Origin of the sequence: Nocardia sp. FDAARGOS_372 (assembly GCF_002554515.1) — a bacterium.
In the GTDB taxonomy this organism is placed as follows: Bacteria; Actinomycetota; Actinomycetes; order Mycobacteriales; family Mycobacteriaceae; genus Nocardia; species Nocardia farcinica.
Genome location: NZ_PDDW01000001.1, coordinates 3,926,723 through 3,948,556, shown reverse-complemented (window position 1 = coordinate 3,948,556; position 21,834 = coordinate 3,926,723). Strand labels below are relative to the sequence as shown.

Here is a 21,834-nt window from a genome sequence, read left to right as displayed (position 1 = left end):
CTCGGGCCCGTCACGCCGGAACACCGAGACCGTGCGCGACGCGCCGCAGGCCTGCGACGGACGCGGGCGTCAGCGTGTCGGCGGCGCGATCTTCCAGAACTCGCTGAGCGCACCCGCGATCTCCGGTAGCACCGTCACCGGAACGCGTTTGCGCCGCAGGAACTCCCGGATCTCGTGCACCTGCTCGCGCTTGCGCATGTCGTAGGCGCCGGACACCGGGCGCACCACCGGGGGTATCGACAGCAATACCAGCTCGCCGTGCCGTTCGTCCCCGCCCGCCAGATCCAGCGCCAGCGACCACCGCGCCCGCTCGTCGAGCGCGAACCGCGCCGCGCGCACCCGGTCCCAGCCCACGGTCTCGTGCGTCAGCGGGGTGCGCAGCTCGATGGCCTGGTCGGTGAGCACCACCGCGTCCCGCCGGAACAGCGCCACCAGCACCGCCACCCCGGCGACGATCCCGACCAGCAGCCCGGTGAACACCCGGTTCCAGCCGAACACGGCCACCACGCCGAGCGTCACCGCCACCAGCACGGCCAGCCCGGCGCCCGCGTACACCGCCGCCCGCGGGGTCGGTACCACCCCGGCCCGCACCGTCATCCGTACCTCCTGCTCACCGCCCACCCGCTGCCGGCGAGCACGGCGTTTCTCCTGGGGAGCGCGTCACCGGCGCAGGGCGACGGCGGCCTCCGCGGTGTGGACGAGGAACTGCATGGTCTGCTGGAAGTACAGTCGCACGGTGTCGGCGTCGTGCGAGAGGTAGCCGATGGAGACGTCCTGGCCGAGGGTGAGCTCGTAGTCGCCGCCTCGGGTGGTGAGCACGAACGCGCCGTCGATGGCGGGAGCCCAGATGATCTCCCCGTCCGGGATCAGGCGCTCGATGTGGGTGCGGATCGGGTAGCCGTGGTCGGAGGTCTCGCTGACCTCGGTGTAGAGCTCGGCGCTGAGCAGCACCGAGTACGGGCCGTCCACACCGGCCAGCCGCAGCGCGGTGAGCGCCTGGGTGATGGCCTCGGGCACCAGCCGCGCGTCGTCGGGGACGGTGATGGGCGCGTTGGACCCGGCGGCGCGGATGCCGGTGATGCCCGCCGCGGGGTAGCCCTCGAAGATCGCCCGGTCCTCGGCGAAGGCGATGCGGCGCGCGGCCTCCTTCACCGCGTCCAGATCGGTGTCCTTCGCGCCACGTTCGACGTTGTCGAGTTCCTCGCGGGAGAGGGTGAACGGCACGCGCAGTTCCACCAGTGGCGCCACCACCCGCTGCCGCGCCTGGACGCCCTCGTCGGGCGCCGCGATGCCGGTGGTCCGGCCCAGCCCGACCGCCGAGAAGTCCACTCCGTGCGGCCCGGCGACATCGACCACGCGGCGGCCCGCGATGTGCCGCTTGAACGTGCGCCCGGCCTCCTCCTCGATCGCCGCCCATGCCTCGGAGGTGATCGGCGCCAGTTCGCGATGGAGGTTGTTCACAGCGTGCTCCTTTTCAATGTGCCGATACCGAGTGAGCCGTCGCCGAGGACGCGCAGTTCCGATGCCACCGCGGCGGCGGCCTCCGCGTCGTCGTCGACGGCCGCGGCGGCCGTGGGCGGATCGGGCAGGTCGTCGAAGAAGTCCAGCGGCGGGGCGAAGAACAGGGTGCCGGTGACGGCGACCGAGAAATCCAGGATGCGGTCGTAGGCCGCCTCCTCGGTGCCCTCGAACATGCGCGAGAGCATGGTCTCGGTGACGGTGGGAGTGGCGGCGTAGGCGATGTAGTAGGTCCCGAATCGGCCCTCGCGGACGCTGCCGAAGGGCATGTTGGCGCGGGTGATCTGGCGTTCGGTGCCGTCGGGGTCGACCACGGTGTTCACCGCGACGTGCGAGTCGGCCGGTTTCACGTCGTCGGGCAGTTCGAAGTCGTCGAGCTTGGTGCGTCCGATGATGCGTTCCTGCTCCTCCACCGACAGCGCCCGCCACTCGTCGAGGGGATGCAGGTACTTCTGCACCACGACGTAGCTGCCGCCCGCGAAGTCCGGGTCCTCCTGGCCCACCAGCGTCGCCGCCGCGGCGGCCGCGCCCTCGGGGTTCTCCGTGCCGTCCACGAAGCCGAGCAGGTCGCGCTGTTCGAAGTACCGGAAGCCGACCGTCTCGTCGACGATGGTCGCCGCGCCGGCCAGCCGGTCGCCGATCGCCATCGCCAGCTCGAAGCAGGCGTCGTGCACCTCGGCGCGGATGTGGAACAGCAGGTCGCCGGGCGTGGAGGGGGCGCGGTGCTTGGCGCCGACGAACTCGCGCAGCACGTGCAGTTCGGCCGGTCGCGGCCCGGTGAACAGCCGGTCCCACGCCTGCGAGCCGATCGAGGTCACGCAGCTCAGGTTCGCACCGGGGATACGGAAGCCGACCGAGCGGCGCAGGCCGGGCAGATCCTCGAGCAGGTCGCGCACGATCGCCTCGCCGCCCTCGTCGATGGTCGCGACGAGGAAGATCGCGGCGGGCGTGAGCGGTTCGAGAATCGGCTGCGGCTCACCCATGAGCAACAGCCTAGAGGCTACTTGGCGACGGTCAGCAGGAAGACCACGTCCTCGGTCGCCTTCACGCTGTGCCTGGCCTTGGGCACCACGATCAGGTCACCGGCCGAGCCCTTCCACTCGTTCGCGCCGCTGATCAGCACCAACGTCCCGCTGAGCACATAGATCGTGGCGTCGCCGAGGTTGTCGTGCTCGGCCAGGCTCTGGCCTTCGGTGAGGGCCACCACGGTCTGGCGCAGCGACTGGGCGTGTCCGCCGTAGATGGTCTGCGAACTGCGTCCGCTCGAGGCGGTGGCGGCCAGCTTCAGTTGCTGGCGGGCGACCGCGGTCAGCGATTTCTTGTCCATGAGACTGCCTTTCGCGTCCACATCTCGCCGGCGGCCGGGCTGGTGCCACCGGCGCGGCGGGCGGGCGGAACCGGTCGGGCTGAGACAGGATCTCTTCCCGCCGCCGCATACACCTGGAGTATGCCCGACTTGCCCGGGCCGCGGGCGGCGTTTGCCCGCCGCGGTGGCCGTACGCGTGTCGGCCGCCGGTCAGCTGCGGGTGCGGCGGACGTAACGGTTGATGCGGAATTTCAGGCCGGTGGTCGAGGTGCGCTCGGGCCCGGCCTCGGCCAATCGCCACTGGGCCCCGATGACCGGGGCGTGCGCGTCGCCCTGCACGCTGACCTGCACCTCGGTGACCAGCAGCTCGGTCGCGAAATCCATTGCGGTCTCGTAGATCTGCGCACCGCCCGCGATCCACACCGACTCCGGCTCGGTGAGCGCCAGCGCCTCGGTGAGCGAGCCCGCGCGCTCGGCGCCCGGCGCCGACCAGTCCGGCTGCCGGGTGACCACGACGTTGCGGCGCCCGGCCAGCGGCCGGAATTTCGGCGGCAGCGAATCCCAGGTGCGGCGGCCCATGATCACCGGGTGCCCCCAGGTGACGGTGCGGAAATTCGCCATGTCCTCGGGCACCCGCCACGGGATGGTGTTCTCGAAACCGATGACGCCGTCGGTGGTCTGCGCCCAGATCAAGCCGATGGTGCGGGTGGAGACGATCGTGTTCACACCGCCACCGGAGCTTTGATCGCCGGGTGATGCCGATAGTCGGTCACCGTGACGTCCTCGAAGCGGTAGTCGAACAAGCTGGGCGCCGGGCGCAATTCGAGCCGCGGGAACGGATAGGGCTCGCGGCCGAGCTGCTCGGTGACCTGCTCGACGTGGTTGTCGTAGATGTGGCAGTCACCGCCGGTCCAGATGAACTCACCGGGCTCGAGCTCGGTCTGCTGGGCCACCATGTGGGTGAGCAGCGCGTAACTGGCGATGTTGAACGGCACCCCCAGGAACAGGTCCGCGCTGCGCTGGTAGAGCTGGCAGGACAGCTTGCCGTCGGCCACGTAGAACTGGAAGAACGCGTGGCAGGGCGCCAGCGCCATCCGGTCGAGTTCGGCCACATTCCACGCCGAGACGATCATCCGCCGCGAGTCCGGGTCGGTGCGCAGGGTCTGCAACACCTGGGAGATCTGGTCGATGTGGGTGCCGTCCGGGGTGGGCCACGACCGCCACTGCACGCCGTACACCGGGCCCAGCTCGCCCCGCGGGTCGGCCCATTCGTCCCAGATGGTCACCCCGTGCTCGCGCAGCCAGCCCACGTTGGAGTCGCCGCGCAGGAACCACAGCAGCTCGTAGACGATCGACTTCAGGTGCACTTTCTTGGTGGTGATCAGCGGGAATCCCGCGGACAGGTCGTAGCGCAGCTGGTGCCCGAAGATGCTGCGGGTTCCGGTGCCGGTGCGGTCGCCCTTGGCCGTGCCGGTGTCGAGCACGAGCCGCAGGAGGTCCTCGTATTGCCTGTCCGTCGCCACGCCTGGCAGCTTAGTCGGGCCGCGCCCGGCGCCCGCCGGTGATCCTGGCATGCTCGGGCGAATGCGCAAGCTCTACGTGATCGGCATCGGCGCCGGCGACCCCGGCCAGGTGACGATGCAGGCCGTCGCGGCCATGCGGCAGGTCGAGGTGTTCTTCGTGATCGGCAAGGGCGAGCAGAAGCGCGAGCTGGCCGAGCTGCGGACCGCGATCCTGCACGCGCACGTGGACCGGCCCTACCGGGTGGTGCCGATCCCGGATCCGCCGCGCGATCGCACACCGGACGACTATCGCGGGGTGGTCGAGGACTGGCACGAGCGGCGCTCGCTGCTGCTGGAACAGGCGTTCGCGGAAACCGGCGGGGTGGGCGGCATCCTGGTCTGGGGCGACCCGTCCCTCTACGACAGCACCCTGCGCATGGTCGAGCGGGTGCTCGCGCGCGGCGCGATGCGCTTCGACTACGAGGTGATCCCCGGCATCACCAGCGCGCAGGCGCTGGCGGCCCGGCATCGCATCGTGCTGCACGACATCGGCGAGCCGGTGCACATCACCACCGGCCGCAAGCTGCGCGAGGAAGGTCTCGGGCCGGGCTCGACGCTGGTGATGCTCGACGGGGAGTGCTCGTTCACCACCGTCGCCGAGCCGGACGTGCACATCTGGTGGGGCGCCTATCTCGGCATGCCGGACGAGACGTTGATCGCGGGGCCGCTGCGCGAGGTGGGGGAGCGCATCGCCGCGGTCCGGGCGCGGCTGCGGGACCGCAAGGGCTGGATCATGGACATCTACCTGCTGCGTCGTACCCCGGGGAATGTCGGTGCGGCCGGGTAGCCTGGCGATGTGCCCGAGCTACCCGAAGTGGAGGCGCTGGCCCAGTTCCTGCGCGAACACGCCGTCGGCGCGGTGGTGGGGCGAGTCGATGTGGCCGCGCTGAGCGCGGTGAAGACCTTCGACCCGCCGGTCACCGGGCTGTCCGGCCGCGACGTCAGCGGCGCGGCACGCTGGGGCAAGTTCCTCGGCATGGACTGTTCGGGGCTGTGGCTGATCACGCATCTGTCCCGCGGCGGCTGGCTGCGCTGGATCGACGAACCCAACCCGAATCCACCCAAGCCCGGCGGCAAGAGCCCGCTGGCGCTGCGGGTGCACTTCTTCACCCCCGAGGGCGCCACACCCGCGTTCGACCTCACCGAGGCGGGCACGAAAAAGCGTCTGGCCGTCTACGTGGTCGACGATCCCAAGCTGGTCCCCGGTATCGCCCGGCTCGGGCCCGACGCGCTCGAGGTGAGCGAACCCCAGTTCGCCGAACTCCTGCACGGCACCTCGCAGCGGCTCAAGACCGCGCTGGTGGATCAGGCGCTGCTCGCGGGCATCGGCAACGCCTACTCCGACGAGATCCTGCACACCGCCAAGATCTCGCCGTTCGCCAACACCAAGACCCTGCCCGCCGAGAAGATCGCCGAACTCTACGCGGCGATGCGCGCCGTGCTCACCGACGCGGTGCAGCGCTCGGTGGGGCAGGACGCGGCCCGGCTCAAGGGCGAGAAACGCTCGGGCATGCGGGTGCACGCCCGCACCGGCCAGCCCTGCCCGGTGTGCGGGGACACCGTGCGCGAGGTCTCCTACGCCGAACGGTCGTTCCAGTACTGCCCCACCTGCCAGACCGGCGGGAAGGTGCTCGCCGACCGGCGCATGTCGCGGCTGCTCAAGTGAGCGGGTTGCGTGCGCTGGGCGGTCGAGTCGAACTCAGCGGCCGCTGGACCGAGCGTGGCCTGAGCGGGTGAGCAGGCGGGCGCCGATCAGGTCAGGGTCGGCACCCTGACGCCCGACCACGCCAGTCGTCGCTCGCGGTCCGGATCGCCGATCACCCGGGTGGGGTCGTCGATGATCAGGGTGAGCCGGTTCTCCTCGGTGTACTCCGGCCAGGACGGCAGTGGCGTGCCGGTGCGGGCGAAGGCCAGCCAGTTGTCCTGGAACTGCCGGGTCACGGCGGCCAGGCCCCGGGCACCGCCCGCCGCGGTGAGCGCGCGTCCGAGCGGGGTGTCGGCGGCGCCGAAGACCGGGATGAGGTCGGTGGCGTGGGTGGCCCCGATCCCGGCGAGTTGCAGTGCCCGGGGGGCGTAGTCGTAGCGGTAGGCGTAGGTGGGGGCGTGCCTGCTGTGGCCCTCCATCACCTCCACCGAGGGACGCCAGAACACGTAGTCGCCACCCATCCGCACCGCGGCCCGCGCCCCCGGGTAGCCGGGATAGGCCGCCACGACCCGCTTTTCGACCTCGTCGCCCTCGGCGGACAGGATGCGGTGCAGCCGGTCGGGATTGGTGGGCAGGTAGTCGGCGAAGCGGGCGAAGAGCTGGCCTTCGTCGCGGCAGGTGCCGATGATCAGCGGCACGGCCGCGGCAGTGCCCGCCGCGATGGCGTCGACGGGCGCCTGCGGCAGGTAGTCGCCGTCGGCGACCGGGCAGATGGGGAAGAAGCCGGGACGCTGGCGTCCGGCGGCGGCCATCGCGCGGTCGGCGGCGCGGCGGATGTCGTTGGCGGGCAGGTCGGTGAGGGCACGTGCCGCATCGGCGGGGTCGATGCCGAGGCGCTCGACCAGGCGGCGGGCGAATTCGGCGGCGTCCGCGGCGCTCAGGCCCCAGTCCGCGGGCGGGCTCTGGGCGATGCCGCGATGGAAGAGACCGTGCGCGGCGGGGGTGGCCAACAGTGCGAGCACGGCGTGCGCACCGGCGGATTCGCCGAAGATGGTGACGTTGTCCGGGTCGCCGCCGAACGCGGCGATGTTGCGCCGCACCCACTCCAGTGCCGCCACCTGGTCGCGCAGGCCGAGGTTGTTGTCGAACGGCCTTGCGGGCGTGGCGAATTCGCTGAAGTCGACGTAGCCGAAGGCGCCGAGCCGGTAGTTCAGCGTCACGACCACCACGTCGCCGCGCAGCGCCAGTCGCGCGCCGGAGTACAGGCCGAGCGCGGAGGTGCCCATCACGTAACCGCCGCCGTGGATGAACACCATCACCGGACGCGGGGTGATCGCCGGGGTCGCGGGCACGATGACATTCAGTGTCAGCGAATCCTCGCTGGTCGGCTGATAGGTGCGCGCGCCGATACGGGCACCGCCGCGATGCTGGAACGACGCCGAGGCGAACTCGGTCGCGTCCCGCACGCCCGACCAGGGCTGCACCGGTTGCGGGGCGCGGAAGCGCAGCTCGCCCACCGGTGGCGCCGCGTAGGGCAGGGCCCGCCAGCGCAGCACCCGGCGTCCGCGGCGACCGCGGACGACCCCGTCGGCGGTCGTGATGTCGATCGTTGCCACCATCGGTCGATCGTAACTAGCCCCGGTAGGCCTCCGACAGACGCAACCAGATCTCGCTGACCGTCGGATATGCCGGCACCGCGTGCCACAGCGTCTCCATCGGCACCCGCCCCACCACCGCGACGGTCGCCGCGTGCAGCAGTTCACCGACGCCGGGTCCGACGAAGGTCGCGCCGACCGGAACCCCGGCCTCGGCGTCGACCACCAGTTTGGCGCGCCCGCGGTAGTCGTCGCGCGCCAGCGCCGACCCGGCCACCGCGATGTCGAGTTCCACGGCCCGCACGGTCAGCCCCTGCTCGCGCGCCGCCGCCTCGGTGAGCCCGACCGCGGCCACCTCGGGGTCGGTGAACACCACCTGCGTCACCTGCCCGTGGTCGGCGGAGGCGGTGTAGCGGGCGCCGGTGAGCGGACGGCCTTCGGCACGCGCGGCGATCACGTCACCGCAGATCCTGGCCTGGTATTTGCCCATGTGCGTGAGGGCGGCGCGATGGTTGACGTCCCCGACGGCGTAGAGCCAGTTCCCGGCGACGCCGGTCGCGGTGAGCTGGTCGTCGACCTCGACGTATCCCTCCGGCAGCCCCACCCGGTCGAGCCCGAGGCCTGCGGTGGCGGGGCCGCGGCCCGCGGCGACGACGACCTCGTCCACGGCCAGCGTCTCGCCGCCGCGCAGGTGCAGGGTGACCGGACCGCCGTGCACGTGTCCCTCGCCCGTGTCGCGGGGGTGTTCGCGCGCTACCCGTTCGGGTTCGGTGCCGAACCGCACCGTGACCCCCGCCGCGCCCAACGCCTCGGCCACCCGCTCGCCCGCGAACGGCTCGGTCCCGGTGAGCAGCGCCTTGCCCCGCACCAGCAGCGTCACCTCGGCGCCGAGGGCGCGCAGCCAGGTCGCCGCCTCGCAGGCGACCACGCCGCCGCCGATGATCGCCACCCGGCCGGGCACCTCGTGCAGGTTGGTGGCGTCGCGCGAGGTCCACGGCAGCGCATCGCGCAGGCCCGGCGTATCCGGGACATTGGCTTTCGTGCCGGTCGCCAGCACCACCGCGTGCCGGGCCCGGTAGCGGCGGCCGTCGACCTCGACGAGCCGTTCGCCTGCCAGCCGCCCGGCGCCGCGGATCACCTCGATCCGGTTCTGGCGCGCCCAGTCCACCTGGCCGGAGTCGTCGTGGTCGTGCACGATCGCGTCGCGGCGGCGCAGCACGGCCGCGACGTCGAGGCCCTCGGCCCGCACGCCGGGCAGCGCCCGGGCGGCGGCCAGCACATGGCCGGGCCGCAGCAGGGCCTTGCTGGGCATACACGCCCAGTAGGAACATTCGCCGCCGACGAGCTCGCGTTCCACGATCGCGGCGGTGCGGTCACTGCCCGCGATGGCGTAGGCGGCGGCGTTCTCCCCGGCGGGCCCACCGCCGATCACGATGACGTCGTATTCGGCGGCGGGAGCCGGTGCGGTCACTGCAGATAGCCCTCGACCTGGCGGGGCGAATTGACCTGCGCGTCATCCGGCGAGTCGCCCGCATCGATCCGGGCGCGCCGCTGACGCAGCAGATCCCAGCACTGGTCGAGCATCACTTCCAGCTCGGCCAGTCGCTTGCGTTCGGTCACCGGGTCCACCTCGCCCGCGGTCGCCTTCGCGCGCAACGTGTGCTCGTCGTCGACCAGTTGCTTGATGCGTGCCAGGATGTCCTGTTCGGTCATGCAGACCATGCTACGGCGGTGTCGGCCTCCCGGCAGGGCCCTCGGCGGCGGCGTCGGCCAGGCATTTCGCCGCCATCGGCACGGCCGTGACCAGGTCGGCCCAGGCCAGCGCGGTGTAGCCGAGCGGGATGCCGTAGGTGCGCTCGCCGCCGTCGGGCTGGTGCGCGCCGTCGAGATGGTGCTGCCCGAGCGGGTCGAAACCCAGGCCGGCGGCCGCGCCCGCGCGCACGGCGGCGCGTTCGGCGGCCGCGTCGGGCAGCGGCACCACCACGTGCGAGCCCGCGTCGTCGCCGACGACGGTGAGCCCCCGCTCGCGCAGCGCGGTGACCACGAGTTCGCGGCGCGGCGCGACGGTACGGCGCAGGCGGCGCAGATGCCGGGCGAGGTCGCCGTGCCGGGCGAACTCGGCCAGCATCGCCTGCCCCGCCGGGCTCGGCGAGGTGCCCGTACGCTCCCGGTGCGCGAGCACCGCGGCGGCGACGGCCGGCGCGGCGACCAGCCAGCCCACGCCCAGCGTCGGGGACAGGATCTTGCTCGTGGTGCCCAGATGCACCACCACGTCCGGCGCGAGCGCGGCGAGCAGCGGCAGCGGTGCGGTGTCGTAGCGGAGTTCGCCGTCGTAGTCGTCCTCGACGACCAGCGCGCCGGTGCGCCGGGCATGTTCGATCAGCTGCACCCGCCGCGCCGCGGGCATCCGCGCGCCGAGCGGAAACTGGTGGGCCGGCGTGCAATACACCGCGCGCACCCCCGCCGGAATCAGGTCCACGCGCAGACCGTGGTCGTCCACCGGCACCGGGCACACCCGAACCCCCGCCGCGCGGAACGCGCCGATCGCCCGCTGATAGCCGGGGTTCTCCACGGCGACGGCGTCACCGGGCCGCAGCAGCGCCGCCGCGAGTTCGCCGACCGCCGCGCTGGTGCCCGCGGTGGCCAGCACCACGGTGTCCGCGCCCGCCACCAGCCCGCGGTGCCGCAGCAGATGGTCGGCCACCGCCGCCCGGTAGGCCGGGTCGCCCGCGCGGTCCTTGCGCACGAGGGGCGGATGGTCCGCCGCCGCCCGCCACGCGCGCCGCCACGCCGCCCGGTCGAGTGCGTCGACGCAGGGCGCGCCGGGTGCGAAGTCGTAGCGGCGGCCCGGTCGCGTGCCGGTGGTCGAGCCGTCGCGACGCGCCGGTGCGGCGGCCGGGGCCGTGGTCAGATAGGTGCCCGAGCCGCGGCGCCCGTCGATCCAGCCCTCCGCGTGCAACTGCTCGTAGGCCGCGGCGGTCACGCTGCGGCTGATCGCGAGCCGCTGGGCCAGCGCCCTGGTGGACGGCAGCCGGTCGCCCGCGCGCAGCAGGCCGCCGGTGGCGGCGGCGCGCAGGGCGTCGGCCACCTGCACGGCCAGCGGCCGCGGGCTCTCGCGGTCGAGGACGATCGGCAACTCGTCGAGCACGTTCCCTCGATTGGCCTGTCGAAGTAATGCGGAATTGGCCCTTCGATCATGCCACTCGCGCGCCCATGCTGGGTGCATGGACGCCACCGCCCGCCCGCCGCTCTCACCTACCCCGCGCAGCACACCCACCCGGCTGAAGGATCGCGCCCGTGCCGACCGCGCCGCTCTCGACGCGGTGCTCGACGCCGGGTTCGTCTGCCACCTCGGTGTCGTGCTCGACGGCAGTCCGCTGGTGCTACCGACCGTCTACGGCCACGACGGCGCCTTCCTCTACCTGCACGGCTCGACCGGCGCGGGCAACCTGCGCGCCGCCCGCGACGCCGAGGTGTCGGTCGCCGTCACCCACGTCGACGGTGTCGTCTACGCCCGTTCGGCCATGCATTTCTCGGCCAACTACCGCTCGGCGGTGATCCGTGGCCGCGCCGTCGAGGTGACCGACCACGCGGCGCGCCTGGACGCGTTGCGCCGCATCGTCGAGCACACCGCGCCCGGCTCCTGGGACCGGGTGCGTCCGCCGAGCCGCAAGGAGATGGCCGCCACCCTCGTCCTGGCCGTGGATCTCACCGAGGCGTCGGTGAAGGTGCGCACCGGCGATCCACGCGACGACGCGGACGACATCGCCGCGGGTGGCGTGTGGGCCGGGGTGCTGCCGATGCGGCAGGTGTTCGACGCACCGGTACCGAGCGCGGATCTGGCGGCGGGGGTGCCGGTGCCACCGTCCGTGCTCGGGCGCGGGGCGGTGGCGGTGGGGTGAGCGGGCCGGCCCGGTGGCTCACCAGAAGCGCAGCGGTAGGCGGAGTTCCGCGCCGACCCGCACCGCTGCGTCGCGCAGGGCCGCCGGGGAATCGATCCCCGGTGGGTCGAGGGCGACCAGACACAGCGTGTAGTCGCCGCCGATCCGGCACAGGTAACCGGACAGGCGGGTGCGCGGCCGGGTGCGCGCGTCCAGCCCGGGGTGGATGGCGCGCGCCGCCACACCGGTGCACCGGCTTTCGCCGAGCGTCAGCAGCGAGTCGGGCAGGTCGCCGATGTTGGAGCACAGGATGTCGCGTTCACCGGCGCCGCGCGCCATCGCGTGCGCGACCCGGTCCGGCACCACCTGGAGGATCTCCTCCGGCAGGCCGGCCGGTGCCGTCATTCGGCGCTCGTAGGCGGCGCGCGCCTTCGCCCGCACGGATGCCGGGGTATCGGAGCGACGCACGACGATCGAGGTCATCGCCAGATCGTTGGCGACGCGTGGCTCGTCGCGCGTGTCCACGGGCAGGCTCGCCGTCAGCTCGTCGCGGGGAAAGCCGGAGGCCAAGAGCACCTGGGCGACGAGGTGGATGAACAGGCTGTTGGCCGTCCCGCCCGTTTCCGCGGCCACCCGGTCCCACGTCGCGGCGTCGACGGCGGCGACCACGCTGTGCGCCGCGTGTGCCACCACGTTTCCCGTGTCCGACCGGCACTGCTGCGGTGCGCCGCCCCGATGCCGGTCGCCGCTCGGTGCGCCCCGCCGGCCCGGTCGCAGCGCCGACAGTGCCGCGCGGGCCGTCCCGCCGATGACCGTCGTCCACTGATGCAGCGCGTCGGCCCACTCCGCCGCCGCGTCGGCGGTGTCCGCGCGGCTGCTGCTCGGGGTCGCGGGCGCCGCGCCCAGGTCGTTCCCGTCCGCCGGGACATGTGCCCGCGCCAGCGCCCGGTCCACCGCGATCACCAGCCCCCGCGCGTCCGCCAACGCGTGCGAGCAGGTCAACGCCACGACGGTGCCGCCGTCGGGCAGCGGCGCGGCCGCCAACCGCCAACCCGGCCCGAACTCCGGGTCCAGGTCGAACCCCTGCCCGTCGGCCCATCCGAGCAGGTCCGCGACGGGACGCGGTTCCAGCACGAGCGGATGGGCGCGCACATTTCGTCGCCAACCCCGGCGGGCCCCCGGCACCCGCGGACGGACCACGCGCCGCCCCAGCTCGCCCACGGCCAGCGCCGCGTGCACCCGCTCCAGCAGGACAGGGTCGACCGGGTCGGCGGTGCGCCAGAGTCCTTGCAGCGCAATGGGAGTGCCCATCCCGCGATGGGTTCGCAGGAAGATCTCGTCGACGACGCCGAGCCGCGCGGACCTCACGCCCGCGCGCCGTGCCTGCCCGCGCCCGCGGCGAAGCGCTGTGCCCCCTCCAGTGCACCGTCGGCCAGGGCTCGCAGCCCGTGCCGGAACTCGTTGCGCAGCGCGTCCTGTTCGTCCATGCCCTGCTGTTCCAGCAACGACATCCGATCCGAGCGCAGGCAGGTCTGCGGGAGCGCGGCCAGCTCGGCGGCCAGCTGCTCGGCGGCCGTGCGCGCCTGCCCGGCCGGCACCACCCGATTGACCAGGCCCATCGCCAGTGCTTCCGCGGCGTCGACGGCGCGACCGGTGAGCACCAGATCCATCGCGCGGCTCGCGCCGATCAGCCGGGGCAGCCGCACGGTGCCGCCGTCGATCAGCGGCACACCCCAGCGGCGGCAGAACACCCCGAGCGTGCTGTCCTCCTCGGCCACCCGCAGATCGCACCAGAGCGCCAGCTCCAGCCCGCCCGCCACGGCATAGCCGGAGATCGCCGCGATGACCGGCTTGCTCAACACCATCCGGGTCGGCCCCATCGGCCCGTCCCCGTCCTCCTCGGCCCGATTGGATCGTTCCGTCCCGAGCGATTTGAGATCCGCCCCCGCGCAGAACGTTCCGCCCGCGCCCCACAGCACCGCCGCGGCGGCCTCGGGGTCGGCGTCGAACTCGCGGAAGGCCGCGGCCAGCGCGGCGGCGGTCGGCCCGTCCACGGCGTTGCGCGCCTGCGGGCGATCCAGGATCACCGTGGTGACCGGCCCGTTCTTCTCCACCCGCACGCTCATGGCACCCCGTTCGACGTCCTCGCTCCGGCTCATCCCGTCGACGATAACCGCGCGGACCCGTCCCGCACGACCCCTTGCGTGAAGAAGTGAAGCCGTGATTCACTTCTTGTGTGCCGTATCGCAGAACCCCCGCCGTGCAGGCCAGGCTCGACGCCCAGGCCGGCCAGATCGTGCAGGCCGCGACCAGGGTGCTGTCGGAGGCGGGCTTCGCGGGACTGTCGATGGCGGCGGTCGCGGCCAACGCCGGCGTGGCCACCGGCACCGTCTACAAGCACTTCGCCGGCAAGGCCGAGCTGGTCACCGCCGTGTTCCGGGCCGTGGTCGCCCGCGAGGTGGACGCGGTCGCCGCCGCCGCGGCCGAGGGCGGCGCCGTCGAGCGGGTGGTCGCCGCGGTGGAGACCTTCGCCGGCCGCGCCCTGAAGAACCCGAAACTGGCCTACGTGCTGCTGGCCGAACCGGTCGACGCGGTGGTCGACGCCGAGCGCCTGCGCTTCCGCCGCGCCTTCGCCGACGCGTTCGCCGCCGCCGTGTCCGACGGCGTCGCCGCCGGCGAGCTTCCCGGCCAGGACGCCCGCACCACCGCCGCCGCCCTGGTCGGCGCGATCGGTGAGGTGCTCGTCGGCCCGCTGGCCGACGCCCCGCACAGCGAATCCGTCGTGCCCCAACTCGTCACCTTCGCCCGGCGCGCACTCGGTGTGCCGGAGCGGGCTCGCGCGGCCACGACCGCGCCGGAAACAGGAGTGTCCGATGCAGACTCATGAGGTCTTCAACCAGGTCCCGAACATCGTGCCCTTCGACGTCTCGCGCAATCCCGCGCTGCTCGAGGGCCTGCACCGCGAGGGCGCGGGCTGGGCCGAGGCCGAGGTGCGCGAACTCGGCGCGCTCGCCGGCGGTGAGCGCGCGCAGGAGTGGGGCAGGCTCGCCAACGAGTACCCGCCGGTCCTGCACACCCACGACCGCTACGGCCATCGCATCGACGAAGTCGAATTCCACCCGTACTGGCACGAACTCATGACGGTCGCCGTCGGCCACGGCCTGCACGCCGCCCCCTGGCTCGACGAACGCCCCGGCGCGCACGTCGCCCGCGCCGCCAAGTTCTACACCTGGGGCGCCGCCGACGCCGGTCACATGTGTCCCATCTCGATGACCTACGCCGCCGTGCCCGCCCTGCGCCACAACCCCGAGCTGGCCGCGAAGTACGAGCCGCTGCTCGGCTCCCGCGTCTACGATTTCGGCCTGCGCGAGCCCACCGGCAAGGCCGGACTCATCGCGGGCATGTCGATGACGGAGAAGCAGGGCGGCTCCGACGTGCGCGCCAACACCACCACCGCGACACCGCAGCCCGACGGCACCTACCGCATCGTCGGCCACAAGTGGTTCACCTCCGCGCCGATGTCGGACATGTTCCTCACCCTGGCGCAAGCCCCCGGCGGCCTGTCCTGCTTCCTGCTGCCGCGCGTGCTGCCCGACGGCACCCGCAACCCCATCCGCATCCAGCGCCTCAAGGACAAGCTCGGCAACAAGTCCAACGCCTCGTCGGAGATCGAATACGAGAACGCCACCGGCTGGCTCGTCGGTCCCGAAGGCCACGGCGTGAAGACCATCATCGAGATGGTCAACATGACCCGCCTGGACTGCGTCATCGGTTCGGCCACCAACATGCGCCAGGCGACCGTCCACGCCGTGCACCACGCCCGGCACCGGGAAGCGTTCGGCGCGAAGCTGATCGACCAGCCCGCCATGCGCAACGTCCTCGCCGACCTGGTGATCGAATCCGACGCCGCCACCACCGTCATGATGCGGCTGGCCGGCGCCACCGATCGCGCCGCCCACGACCCCGCCGAAGCGAACCTGCGCCGCATCGCCCTCGCGGTCACCAAGTACTGGGTGTGCAAGCGCGCCCCCATGCTCACCGCCGAAGCCCTCGAATGCCTCGGCGGCAACGGCTACGCCGAAGAATCCGGCATGCCCCGGCTCTACCGCGAGTCCCCGCTGATGTCGATCTGGGAAGGCTCCGGCAACGTCGCCGCCCTAGACGCCCTGCGCGCCATGGGCCGCCAACCCGACACCGTCCAGGCCTACTTCGACGAGGTGAACAAGGCCCGCGGCGACAACCCCCGCCTCGACGACGCCATCGACCGCGTCGGCAAGGAACTCGCCGACCTGTCCGACATCGAATACCGGGCCCGGCGCGTGGTCGAACTCATGGCCCTGGTCCTGCAAGGCGCCCAGCTGGTGCGGCACGGACACCGCGCGGTGGCCGACGCCTTCTGCGCCACCCGATTGGGGGATGACTGGGGAATCGCGTTCGGGACACTGCCGACCGGGGTCGACACCGAATCGATCATCGAGCGCGCATTCGTGGAGTGAGGGGCTGATCTCGCCGGCTACCTGTGGGGTCGGTGGCGGGCCGCTGGTACGAGGGCGGTCTGGTGCGAGTTCGGGGAATGCGCTGACGGTCAGTTGATTTCGTCGCCCTGGGCGGTCAGCGTGCGGCTGGACTCCTCGTCTACTGCCTGGAGTCGGCCGATCGCGGCCAGGTAGGCGTCGCGCATGGTGGTGACGATCTCGATGTGCTGGTCGATGCGGGCGAGGGCGTTGTCGTTGGGATCGTGGGGTGCGCCGCCGGTCGCCTTCTGCTCGAACTTCACTCGCAGTTCGTTGGCGGACGGGAGGCCGCCGTAGCCGGAAAGGTAACGTACTCCTTCCACGTCCTGCCTGATGCGCAGCAATTGTTGCCGGAGCTCTTCGCATCGGTTGTACAAGGCCCGGCCTATTTCGGTGTCGAGCTTGAACTGGCCGTTGATGCTCTGCTCTTTGAAGTTCTGCCAGGTCTTCAGGTGTGATTCCGTGTCGGCCATGCCGTCCCCCAGTAGAGGCTCGATTACTTGGGTAGGTGCGGTTCGAGGGTGGTGGCATGTTCGATCGCGAGATTGCACGCTTCCTGGATCGGTCGGTCATCGAACCAGCCGACCGCGATTGCGAACATGCCTTGCTCGGCGGGCAAATTGACGTAGCAGGATCGACCGCCTTCGATCTTGTTCCTGTTCACGAGTCCCTGCCGACCTCCGATGGTTATCTCGCGAATGATCTCGACATTGGGATTCTTGCGAGTGTCCTCGATGGTGTGGCTGGTCGACAGCAGGTCCATGCGGTAGCTGAAGACCGACGGTTCCCACCCGCAGATCCGCCACGACGAGACCTTGTCCGGGTTGACGATGTTGCGTTCGGTGGACGGGTCGAGCCCGAGCTCGATGAGCCATTCGTCGCGGATGTCGGTGCAGGGGTCGAGCAGGTTGTCCATCGCGGGCTCTGCCGCGGTCGGCGTGCCGGGCCGGCTGCCGCCGATATCGATGGTTCCGCAGCCGGTGAGCACGCCGAGAAGCGTGGCAACGGCAATGGAGGTGCGGGCGGCGGTGGCGGTGATGTGCATGTCCCCTCCCCGAATCGACGACACTGTCAACATATACGACGTGCGGTGTTCCACCGGCCGTGGTCGGACGTGCTCGGGCCGGCCTTCACACCGCCGTGGTTTCCCGGCCTGATCGCGGTCGCCGGTCCCCGGTTCCTGCCCCTGGTCGAGGTTTCGAGGGCGGCGTTTTCGAGGGCGATGGTGTGAGAACCATGTGAAGCCCGAATCTCTCGATACGCTGACGCCGTGGGCGACGACGAGATCTCACCGGCTGCGCTGGCACGCGATGTGTCGGCCCGAGCGCAGCGGCTCGACCGCCGCTACCTGCTCGGCATCGCCGGCCCACCCGGCGCGGGGAAATCGACTTTCGCGAAAGCCCTGTGCCACGAGCTGAACGAGCTGGCCGGTGAGAACATCGCCGCCGAAGCCCCGATGGACGGCTACCACCTCCCCAACGTCTGCCTGCGGGAAATGGGCAGGCTGCCGAACAAGGGCGAGCCGGACACCTTCGACAGCGCCGGCTACGTGGCGAACCTGGAGCGCCTGCGGGACACTCCGCTCGGCCACGAAGTCACGTGGCCGACCTTCGACCGTGCCCTCGACGAGCCCACTCCCGCGGGCGTCGTGTTCACGACCGAACGCATCGCCGTCACCGAGGGCAACTACCTCCTCGTGGACGATCCCGCGCTCGGCGCCTGGCACGAGGTCCGCAACCTCCTCGACGCCTGCTGGTATCTCGACGCCGACCCGAGCGTCCTCACCCCCCGGCTGATCCGGCGCCACCTCGACGGCGGGCGCTCGCCCGCGGCCGCGCACCGCAAGGTGACCGACAGCGACCTGCGCAACGCTTGTCTCGTCGCCGGGACCCGGCGGCGCGCCGATCTGGTGCTCCGGGAACGCGACGGCCGCTACGTCCGCGCCTGACCGGCGGAATCCGGCGCGTACACCACCGATCGGTGCCGGCAAAGGCAGATCATGAACGAATGACCTCGACCCGCACCCGCGCCCGCGTGCTGCGCAACGGCGCGGCCCTGCTCTGTGCGCTGCTGCTGTACTACGGCCTGCCGCTGGATTGGGGCACCGACACCCCGGTGCTCACCCGGGTGTTCGGGCTGGTCGCGTTCCTGGCCGGGCTCGGCGGGACGGTCTGGCTGGCGGCACGCCAGCTGCGGCGCTACCTCGCCGCGCCGGAGGGGCCGGGGCGGCAGGTCGACGGCATCCTGCTGGTGCTCGTGGTGGTGATCGTGTTCTTCGCGCTGTTCTACTACCGGCTCGAGGTGCACGATCCGGGGCAGTTCGCGGGACTGGAGACGCGCACCGACGCGCTCTACTACACGATCGTCACCCTCGGCACGGTCGGCTTCGGCGACATCCACGCGGTCGGGCAGGCCGCGCGGGTCGCGGTGATGGTGCAGATCGTGTTCGACCTCGTGGTCATCGGCACGCTGCTCGCGGTGATGACCACGACGATCATGCGCAGGCTCGATGCCGACCGGCCGCGCGAATGACGGTCAGCGGTGGGCCCGGTACCAGCGGATCAGTGCGTCGGTGGAGGAGTCGTCCTGCGGGGCGGGGTCCTCGGCGGCGGTGAGCAGCGGCGCCAGCGCCAGCGCCTGCTGTTTGCCGAGTTCCACACCCCACTGGTCGAAACTGTCGATGCCCCAGATGACGCCCTCCACGAAGACCTGGTGTTCGTAGAGCGCGATCAGCTGGCCGACCACCGCGGGGGTCAGTTGCGGGGCGAGGATGGTGGTGCTCGGGCGGTTGCCGGGCATCACCTTGTGCGGCACCAGGTTCGGTGCGGTGCCCTCGGCGGCGATCTCCTCGGCCGTTTTGCCGAAGGCGAGCACCTTGGTCTGGGCGAACAGGTTGCTCATCAGCACGTCGTGCATGCTGCCGGTGCCGTCGGCGGTCGGCAGGTCGTCGGTGGGGCGGGCGAAGCCGATGAAGTCGGCGGGGATCAGTCGGGTGCCCTGGTGCAGCAGCTGGTAGAAGGCGTGCTGGCCGTTGGTGCCCGGCTCGCCCCAGAAGATCTCGCCGGTGGCGGTGGTGACGGGGGTGCCGTCGGCGCGCACCGACTTGCCGTTGGACTCCATCGTCAACTGTTGCAGATAGGCCGGGAAGCGCGCGAGATCGTTGGAATACGGCAGTACCGCACGTGATTCCGCGCCGAAGAAGTTCGCGTACCAGATGCCGAGCAGGCCGAGCAGCACCGGGGCGTTGGCCTCGAGCGGCGCGGTCGCGAAATGCGTGTCCACGGCGTGCATTCCGGCCAGGAACTCCGCGAAGCGCTCCTTGCCGATGGTGGCCATCACCGACAGGCCGATCGCCGAATCCACCGAGTAGCGGCCGCCGACCCAGTCCCAGAAGCCGAACATGTTGGCGGTGTCGATGCCGAAGGCCGACACCCGCTCGGCATTGGTGGACACCGCCACGAAATGCTTGGCGACCGCGTCCTCGCCGAGCGCGGCGACCAGCCAGCGGCGGGCGGCGGTGGCGTTGGTGAGGGTCTCGAGGGTGGAGAAGGTCTTGGAGGCGACGATGAACAGCGTGGTCGCCGGATTCAGGCCGGCGAGCTCGGCGACCAGGTCGGCCGGGTCGACGTTGGAGACGAACCGGGCGGCGATCCCGGCGTCGGCGTAGTGGCGCAGCGCCTGGTGCACCATCACCGGGCCGAGGTCGGAGCCGCCGATGCCGATGTTGACCACGGTCTCGATGCGTTCGCCGGTCGCGCCCCGCCACTGCCCCGAGCGCAGCGCGTCGGTGAATTCGCCCATCCGGCGCAGGACTTCGTGGACCTGGGCGCCCGCGTCGGCGCCGTCGATGGTCATGGTCCGGCCGGCAGGCAGCCGGAGCGCGACATGGCCGACGGCACGGTCCTCGGAGGTGTTGATGTGCTCGCCCGCGAACATCGCGTCGCGGTGGGCCTCCACTCCGGCCTCGCGCGCCAATTCGACCAGCAGTTGCAGGGTTTCGCGGGTCGCGCGATGTTTGCTGTAGTCGATGTGCAGGTCGGCGACCTGGAGGGTCAGCTCACGTCCGCGCTCCGGGTCCTCGGCGAAGATCTCTCTCAGGTGCCGCTGGGCGAGGGCGCCGTGATGATCGTGCAGTTTCCGCCATGCCGCCGATGCGGTGATGTCGCTGCTCACGTCCGCGAGGGTACTCACCGGCGCGGCGGCGTGCACGGGCAACGCAGCTCGCCGACCTGCCTGCCGCGGCCGCCGCTGCTGTCTACGCTGGCGACATGGTGTCCGTACCCGAACTACTCGAATCCGTCCCGACGCAACTGTGGATCGGCGGGCCCGTCGATGCCACCGGTGGCGCCACCTTCCCCGTGCACGATCCGTCCACCGGTGAGGTGCTCACCCACGTCGCCGACGCGACCCCCGAGGACGCGGTGCGCGCCCTCGACGCGGCGGTGGCCGTGCAGGACGAATGGGCCGCCACGCCCGCGCGCACCCGCGGGGAGATCCTGCGCGCGGTGTTCGACGCGATCACCGCCCGCGCCGAGGACTTCGCCCTGCTGATGACCCTGGAGATGGGCAAGGCGCTGGGGGAGAGCCGCAACGAGGTGCGCTACGGCGCGGAGTTCTTCCGCTGGTTCAGCGAGGAGGCCGTGCGCGTGCACGGCCGCTACCAGCACGCGCCGTCGGGGACCGGCCGGATCATCGTGCACAAGCAGCCGGTCGGCCCGTGCCTGGCGATCACCCCGTGGAACTTCCCGCTGGCGATGGGCACGCGCAAGATCGGCCCCGCGCTGGCCGCGGGCTGCACGATGATCGTCAAACCCGCTTCCGAGACGCCGCTGACCATGCTGTTGCTGGCCAGGCTGTGCAGCGAGGCGGGCCTGCCCGACGGCGTGCTCTCGGTGATCACGACCAAGCATTCGAGCGCGGTCACCAAGCCGCTGCTCGACGATCCCCGGCTGCGCAAGCTCACCTTCACCGGCTCCACCGAGGTCGGCAAGAAGCTGGTCGAGCAGTCGGCGAACAAGCTGCTGCGCACGTCGATGGAACTCGGCGGCAACGCCCCGTTCGTGGTGTTCGACGACGCCGACGTCGACGCCGCCGTACAGGGCGCGATGCTGGCGAAACTGCGCAACGGCGGCGAGGCGTGCACGGCCGCCAACCGCTTCCACGTGCAGCGCGGGGTGGCCGAGGAGTTCACCGACAAGCTGGTGGAGGCGATGCGCAGTTCGGTGCGGCTCGGGCCGGGCACCGACCCGGAGACCACGCTGGGGCCGCTCGTCAACGCCGACCAGCTGGCCACCGTCACCGAGCTGGTGGACGACGCGGTGTCGGCGGGCGCCCGGGTGCGGCTCGGCGGCGAGGCGCCGGGCGGCCCCGGCTGGTTCTATCCGGCGACCGTGCTCAGCGACGTCCCGGACCGGGCACGGATCCTGAACGAGGAGGTCTTCGGTCCGGTCGCGCCCGTGGTCACCTTCGACACCGAGGAACAGGGCCTGGCCGCCGCCAACGACACCCGATTCGGCCTGGTCAGCTACATCTACACCCGTGACCTGGACCGCGCGCTGCGGGTGGCCGAGGGGCTGGAATCGGGCATGGTCGGCATCAACCGAGGAGTCATCTCCGACCCGGCCGCGCCCTTCGGCGGCGTCAAGGAATCCGGCTTCGGCAGGGAGGGCGGCTTCGAAGGCATCGAGGAGTACCTGTCGACGAAGTACATCGCCCTGTGAGCGGCTACCCCGCCCGTGAGCGGTGATCTGGCGATGAGCAGCGGTCCCCCCGCGCGGAACGTCGCGCAGTCCGGTTGCCGGCACTGCGCGGCG

General features: G+C 71.7%; 23 protein-coding genes. 8 read left to right on the top strand and 15 right to left on the bottom strand.

Going from position 1 to position 21,834, the window contains the following annotated elements; translation table 11 throughout:
- Nucleotides 1–69: 69 nt before the first annotated feature.
- From CRM89_RS18920 to CRM89_RS18895, 6 genes are all read right to left on the bottom strand, one after another.
- The gene (locus tag CRM89_RS18920) at nt 70–597 is read right to left on the bottom strand and encodes a hypothetical protein (RefSeq protein ID WP_011211562.1); all 528 of its coding nucleotides are present in this window, start codon (nt 595–597) and stop codon (nt 70–72) included.
- Between the two features lie 63 nt (nt 598–660).
- A complete protein-coding gene (locus tag CRM89_RS18915) occupies nt 661–1,461 on the bottom strand; it encodes a family 1 encapsulin nanocompartment shell protein (RefSeq protein WP_011211561.1) in 801 nt (266 codons plus the stop codon).
- Entirely contained in the window at nt 1,458–2,501 is a 1,044-nt protein-coding gene (locus tag CRM89_RS18910; protein WP_011211560.1) for a Dyp-type peroxidase, read from the bottom strand. The genes CRM89_RS18915 and CRM89_RS18910 overlap by 4 nt, the downstream gene beginning before the upstream one ends.
- Nucleotides 2,502–2,518: 17 nt before the next feature.
- A complete protein-coding gene (locus CRM89_RS18905; protein WP_011211559.1) occupies nt 2,519–2,845 on the bottom strand; it encodes a cupin domain-containing protein in 327 nt (108 codons plus the stop codon).
- Between the two features lie 189 nt (nt 2,846–3,034).
- Nucleotides 3,035–3,550 (bottom strand): dihydrofolate reductase, encoded by a 516-nt coding sequence (locus CRM89_RS18900; RefSeq protein WP_011211558.1) that lies wholly within the window; start codon nt 3,548–3,550, stop codon nt 3,035–3,037.
- The gene (locus tag CRM89_RS18895; protein ID WP_086845592.1) at nt 3,547–4,347 is read right to left on the bottom strand and encodes a thymidylate synthase; all 801 of its coding nucleotides are present in this window, start codon (nt 4,345–4,347) and stop codon (nt 3,547–3,549) included. Before CRM89_RS18895 ends, CRM89_RS18900 begins: the two co-directional genes overlap by 4 nt.
- 61 nt (nt 4,348–4,408) lie before the next feature.
- On the opposite strand from CRM89_RS18895, the gene cobF reads away from it, so the two are divergent.
- Both cobF and CRM89_RS18885 read left to right on the top strand, forming a co-directional pair.
- Nucleotides 4,409–5,173 (top strand): precorrin-6A synthase (deacetylating), encoded by a 765-nt coding sequence (gene cobF, locus CRM89_RS18890; RefSeq protein WP_060594335.1) that lies wholly within the window; start codon nt 4,409–4,411, stop codon nt 5,171–5,173.
- A 9-nt stretch (nt 5,174–5,182) separates the two neighbouring features.
- The gene (locus tag CRM89_RS18885; protein ID WP_098085390.1) at nt 5,183–6,052 is read left to right on the top strand and encodes an Fpg/Nei family DNA glycosylase; all 870 of its coding nucleotides are present in this window, start codon (nt 5,183–5,185) and stop codon (nt 6,050–6,052) included.
- Between the two features lie 86 nt (nt 6,053–6,138).
- Here the strand turns inward: CRM89_RS18885 and CRM89_RS18880 are convergent, their stop codons facing one another.
- From CRM89_RS18880 to CRM89_RS18865, 4 genes are read right to left on the bottom strand one after another with little or no spacing between them, the layout of a single operon-like run.
- Nucleotides 6,139–7,650, bottom strand: coding sequence for a carboxylesterase/lipase family protein (locus tag CRM89_RS18880; RefSeq protein WP_011211554.1), 1,512 nt, complete (start codon nt 7,648–7,650; stop codon nt 6,139–6,141).
- Nucleotides 7,651–7,663: 13 nt separating this feature from the next.
- Nucleotides 7,664–9,097, bottom strand: a complete 1,434-nt coding sequence (locus CRM89_RS18875; RefSeq protein WP_060594337.1) for an NAD(P)/FAD-dependent oxidoreductase — start codon at nt 9,095–9,097, stop codon at nt 7,664–7,666.
- On the bottom strand, nt 9,094–9,339 hold the full coding sequence (locus CRM89_RS18870) for a DUF2630 family protein (RefSeq protein ID WP_098087052.1): 246 nt from the start codon (nt 9,337–9,339) through the stop codon (nt 9,094–9,096). The genes CRM89_RS18875 and CRM89_RS18870 overlap by 4 nt, the downstream gene beginning before the upstream one ends.
- Nucleotides 9,340–9,349: 10 nt before the next feature.
- Entirely contained in the window at nt 9,350–10,774 is a 1,425-nt protein-coding gene (locus CRM89_RS18865) for a PLP-dependent aminotransferase family protein (RefSeq protein WP_098085387.1), read from the bottom strand.
- 76 nt (nt 10,775–10,850) lie between these two features.
- On the opposite strand from CRM89_RS18865, the gene CRM89_RS18860 reads away from it, so the two are divergent.
- Nucleotides 10,851–11,528, top strand: coding sequence for a pyridoxamine 5'-phosphate oxidase family protein (locus CRM89_RS18860; protein ID WP_098085385.1), 678 nt, complete (start codon nt 10,851–10,853; stop codon nt 11,526–11,528).
- Between the two features lie 18 nt (nt 11,529–11,546).
- Here CRM89_RS18860 and CRM89_RS18855 read toward each other — a convergent pair whose 3' ends face one another.
- Nucleotides 11,547–12,818, bottom strand: coding sequence for a hypothetical protein (locus CRM89_RS18855; RefSeq protein ID WP_098087051.1), 1,272 nt, complete (start codon nt 12,816–12,818; stop codon nt 11,547–11,549).
- 53 nt (nt 12,819–12,871) lie between these two features.
- Nucleotides 12,872–13,633: a crotonase/enoyl-CoA hydratase family protein gene (locus CRM89_RS18850; RefSeq protein WP_060595118.1), complete on the bottom strand. Its 762-nt coding sequence runs from the start codon at nt 13,631–13,633 to the stop codon at nt 12,872–12,874.
- Nucleotides 13,634–13,743: 110 nt separating this feature from the next.
- On the opposite strand from CRM89_RS18850, the gene CRM89_RS18845 reads away from it, so the two are divergent.
- A complete protein-coding gene (locus CRM89_RS18845) occupies nt 13,744–14,394 on the top strand; it encodes a TetR/AcrR family transcriptional regulator (protein WP_098085383.1) in 651 nt (216 codons plus the stop codon).
- Nucleotides 14,381–16,003 (top strand): acyl-CoA dehydrogenase family protein, encoded by a 1,623-nt coding sequence (locus CRM89_RS18840; protein WP_098085380.1) that lies wholly within the window; start codon nt 14,381–14,383, stop codon nt 16,001–16,003. Before CRM89_RS18845 ends, CRM89_RS18840 begins: the two co-directional genes overlap by 14 nt.
- Nucleotides 16,004–16,092: 89 nt before the next feature.
- On the opposite strand, the gene CRM89_RS18835 is transcribed toward CRM89_RS18840, so the two are convergent.
- Entirely contained in the window at nt 16,093–16,494 is a 402-nt protein-coding gene (locus CRM89_RS18835) for a hypothetical protein (protein ID WP_098085378.1), read from the bottom strand.
- 23 nt (nt 16,495–16,517) lie between these two features.
- Complete coding sequence (locus tag CRM89_RS18830; protein ID WP_172964543.1) at nt 16,518–17,066, bottom strand: DUF3558 domain-containing protein; 549 nt, start codon at nt 17,064–17,066, stop codon at nt 16,518–16,520.
- 225 nt (nt 17,067–17,291) lie between these two features.
- Here CRM89_RS18830 and CRM89_RS18825 point away from each other — a divergent pair, with 225 nt between their 5' ends.
- On the top strand, nt 17,292–17,969 hold the full coding sequence (locus tag CRM89_RS18825) for a nucleoside/nucleotide kinase family protein (RefSeq protein WP_098085372.1): 678 nt from the start codon (nt 17,292–17,294) through the stop codon (nt 17,967–17,969).
- 59 nt (nt 17,970–18,028) lie between these two features.
- Entirely contained in the window at nt 18,029–18,553 is a 525-nt protein-coding gene (locus CRM89_RS18820) for a potassium channel family protein (RefSeq protein WP_011211534.1), read from the top strand.
- Between the two features lie 3 nt (nt 18,554–18,556).
- On the opposite strand, the gene pgi is transcribed toward CRM89_RS18820, so the two are convergent.
- Nucleotides 18,557–20,194: a glucose-6-phosphate isomerase gene (gene pgi, locus CRM89_RS18815; protein WP_098087050.1), complete on the bottom strand. Its 1,638-nt coding sequence runs from the start codon at nt 20,192–20,194 to the stop codon at nt 18,557–18,559.
- 95 nt (nt 20,195–20,289) lie between these two features.
- Here pgi and CRM89_RS18810 point away from each other — a divergent pair, with 95 nt between their 5' ends.
- The gene (locus CRM89_RS18810) at nt 20,290–21,741 is read left to right on the top strand and encodes an NAD-dependent succinate-semialdehyde dehydrogenase (protein ID WP_098085370.1); all 1,452 of its coding nucleotides are present in this window, start codon (nt 20,290–20,292) and stop codon (nt 21,739–21,741) included.
- Nucleotides 21,742–21,834 lie beyond the last annotated feature (93 nt).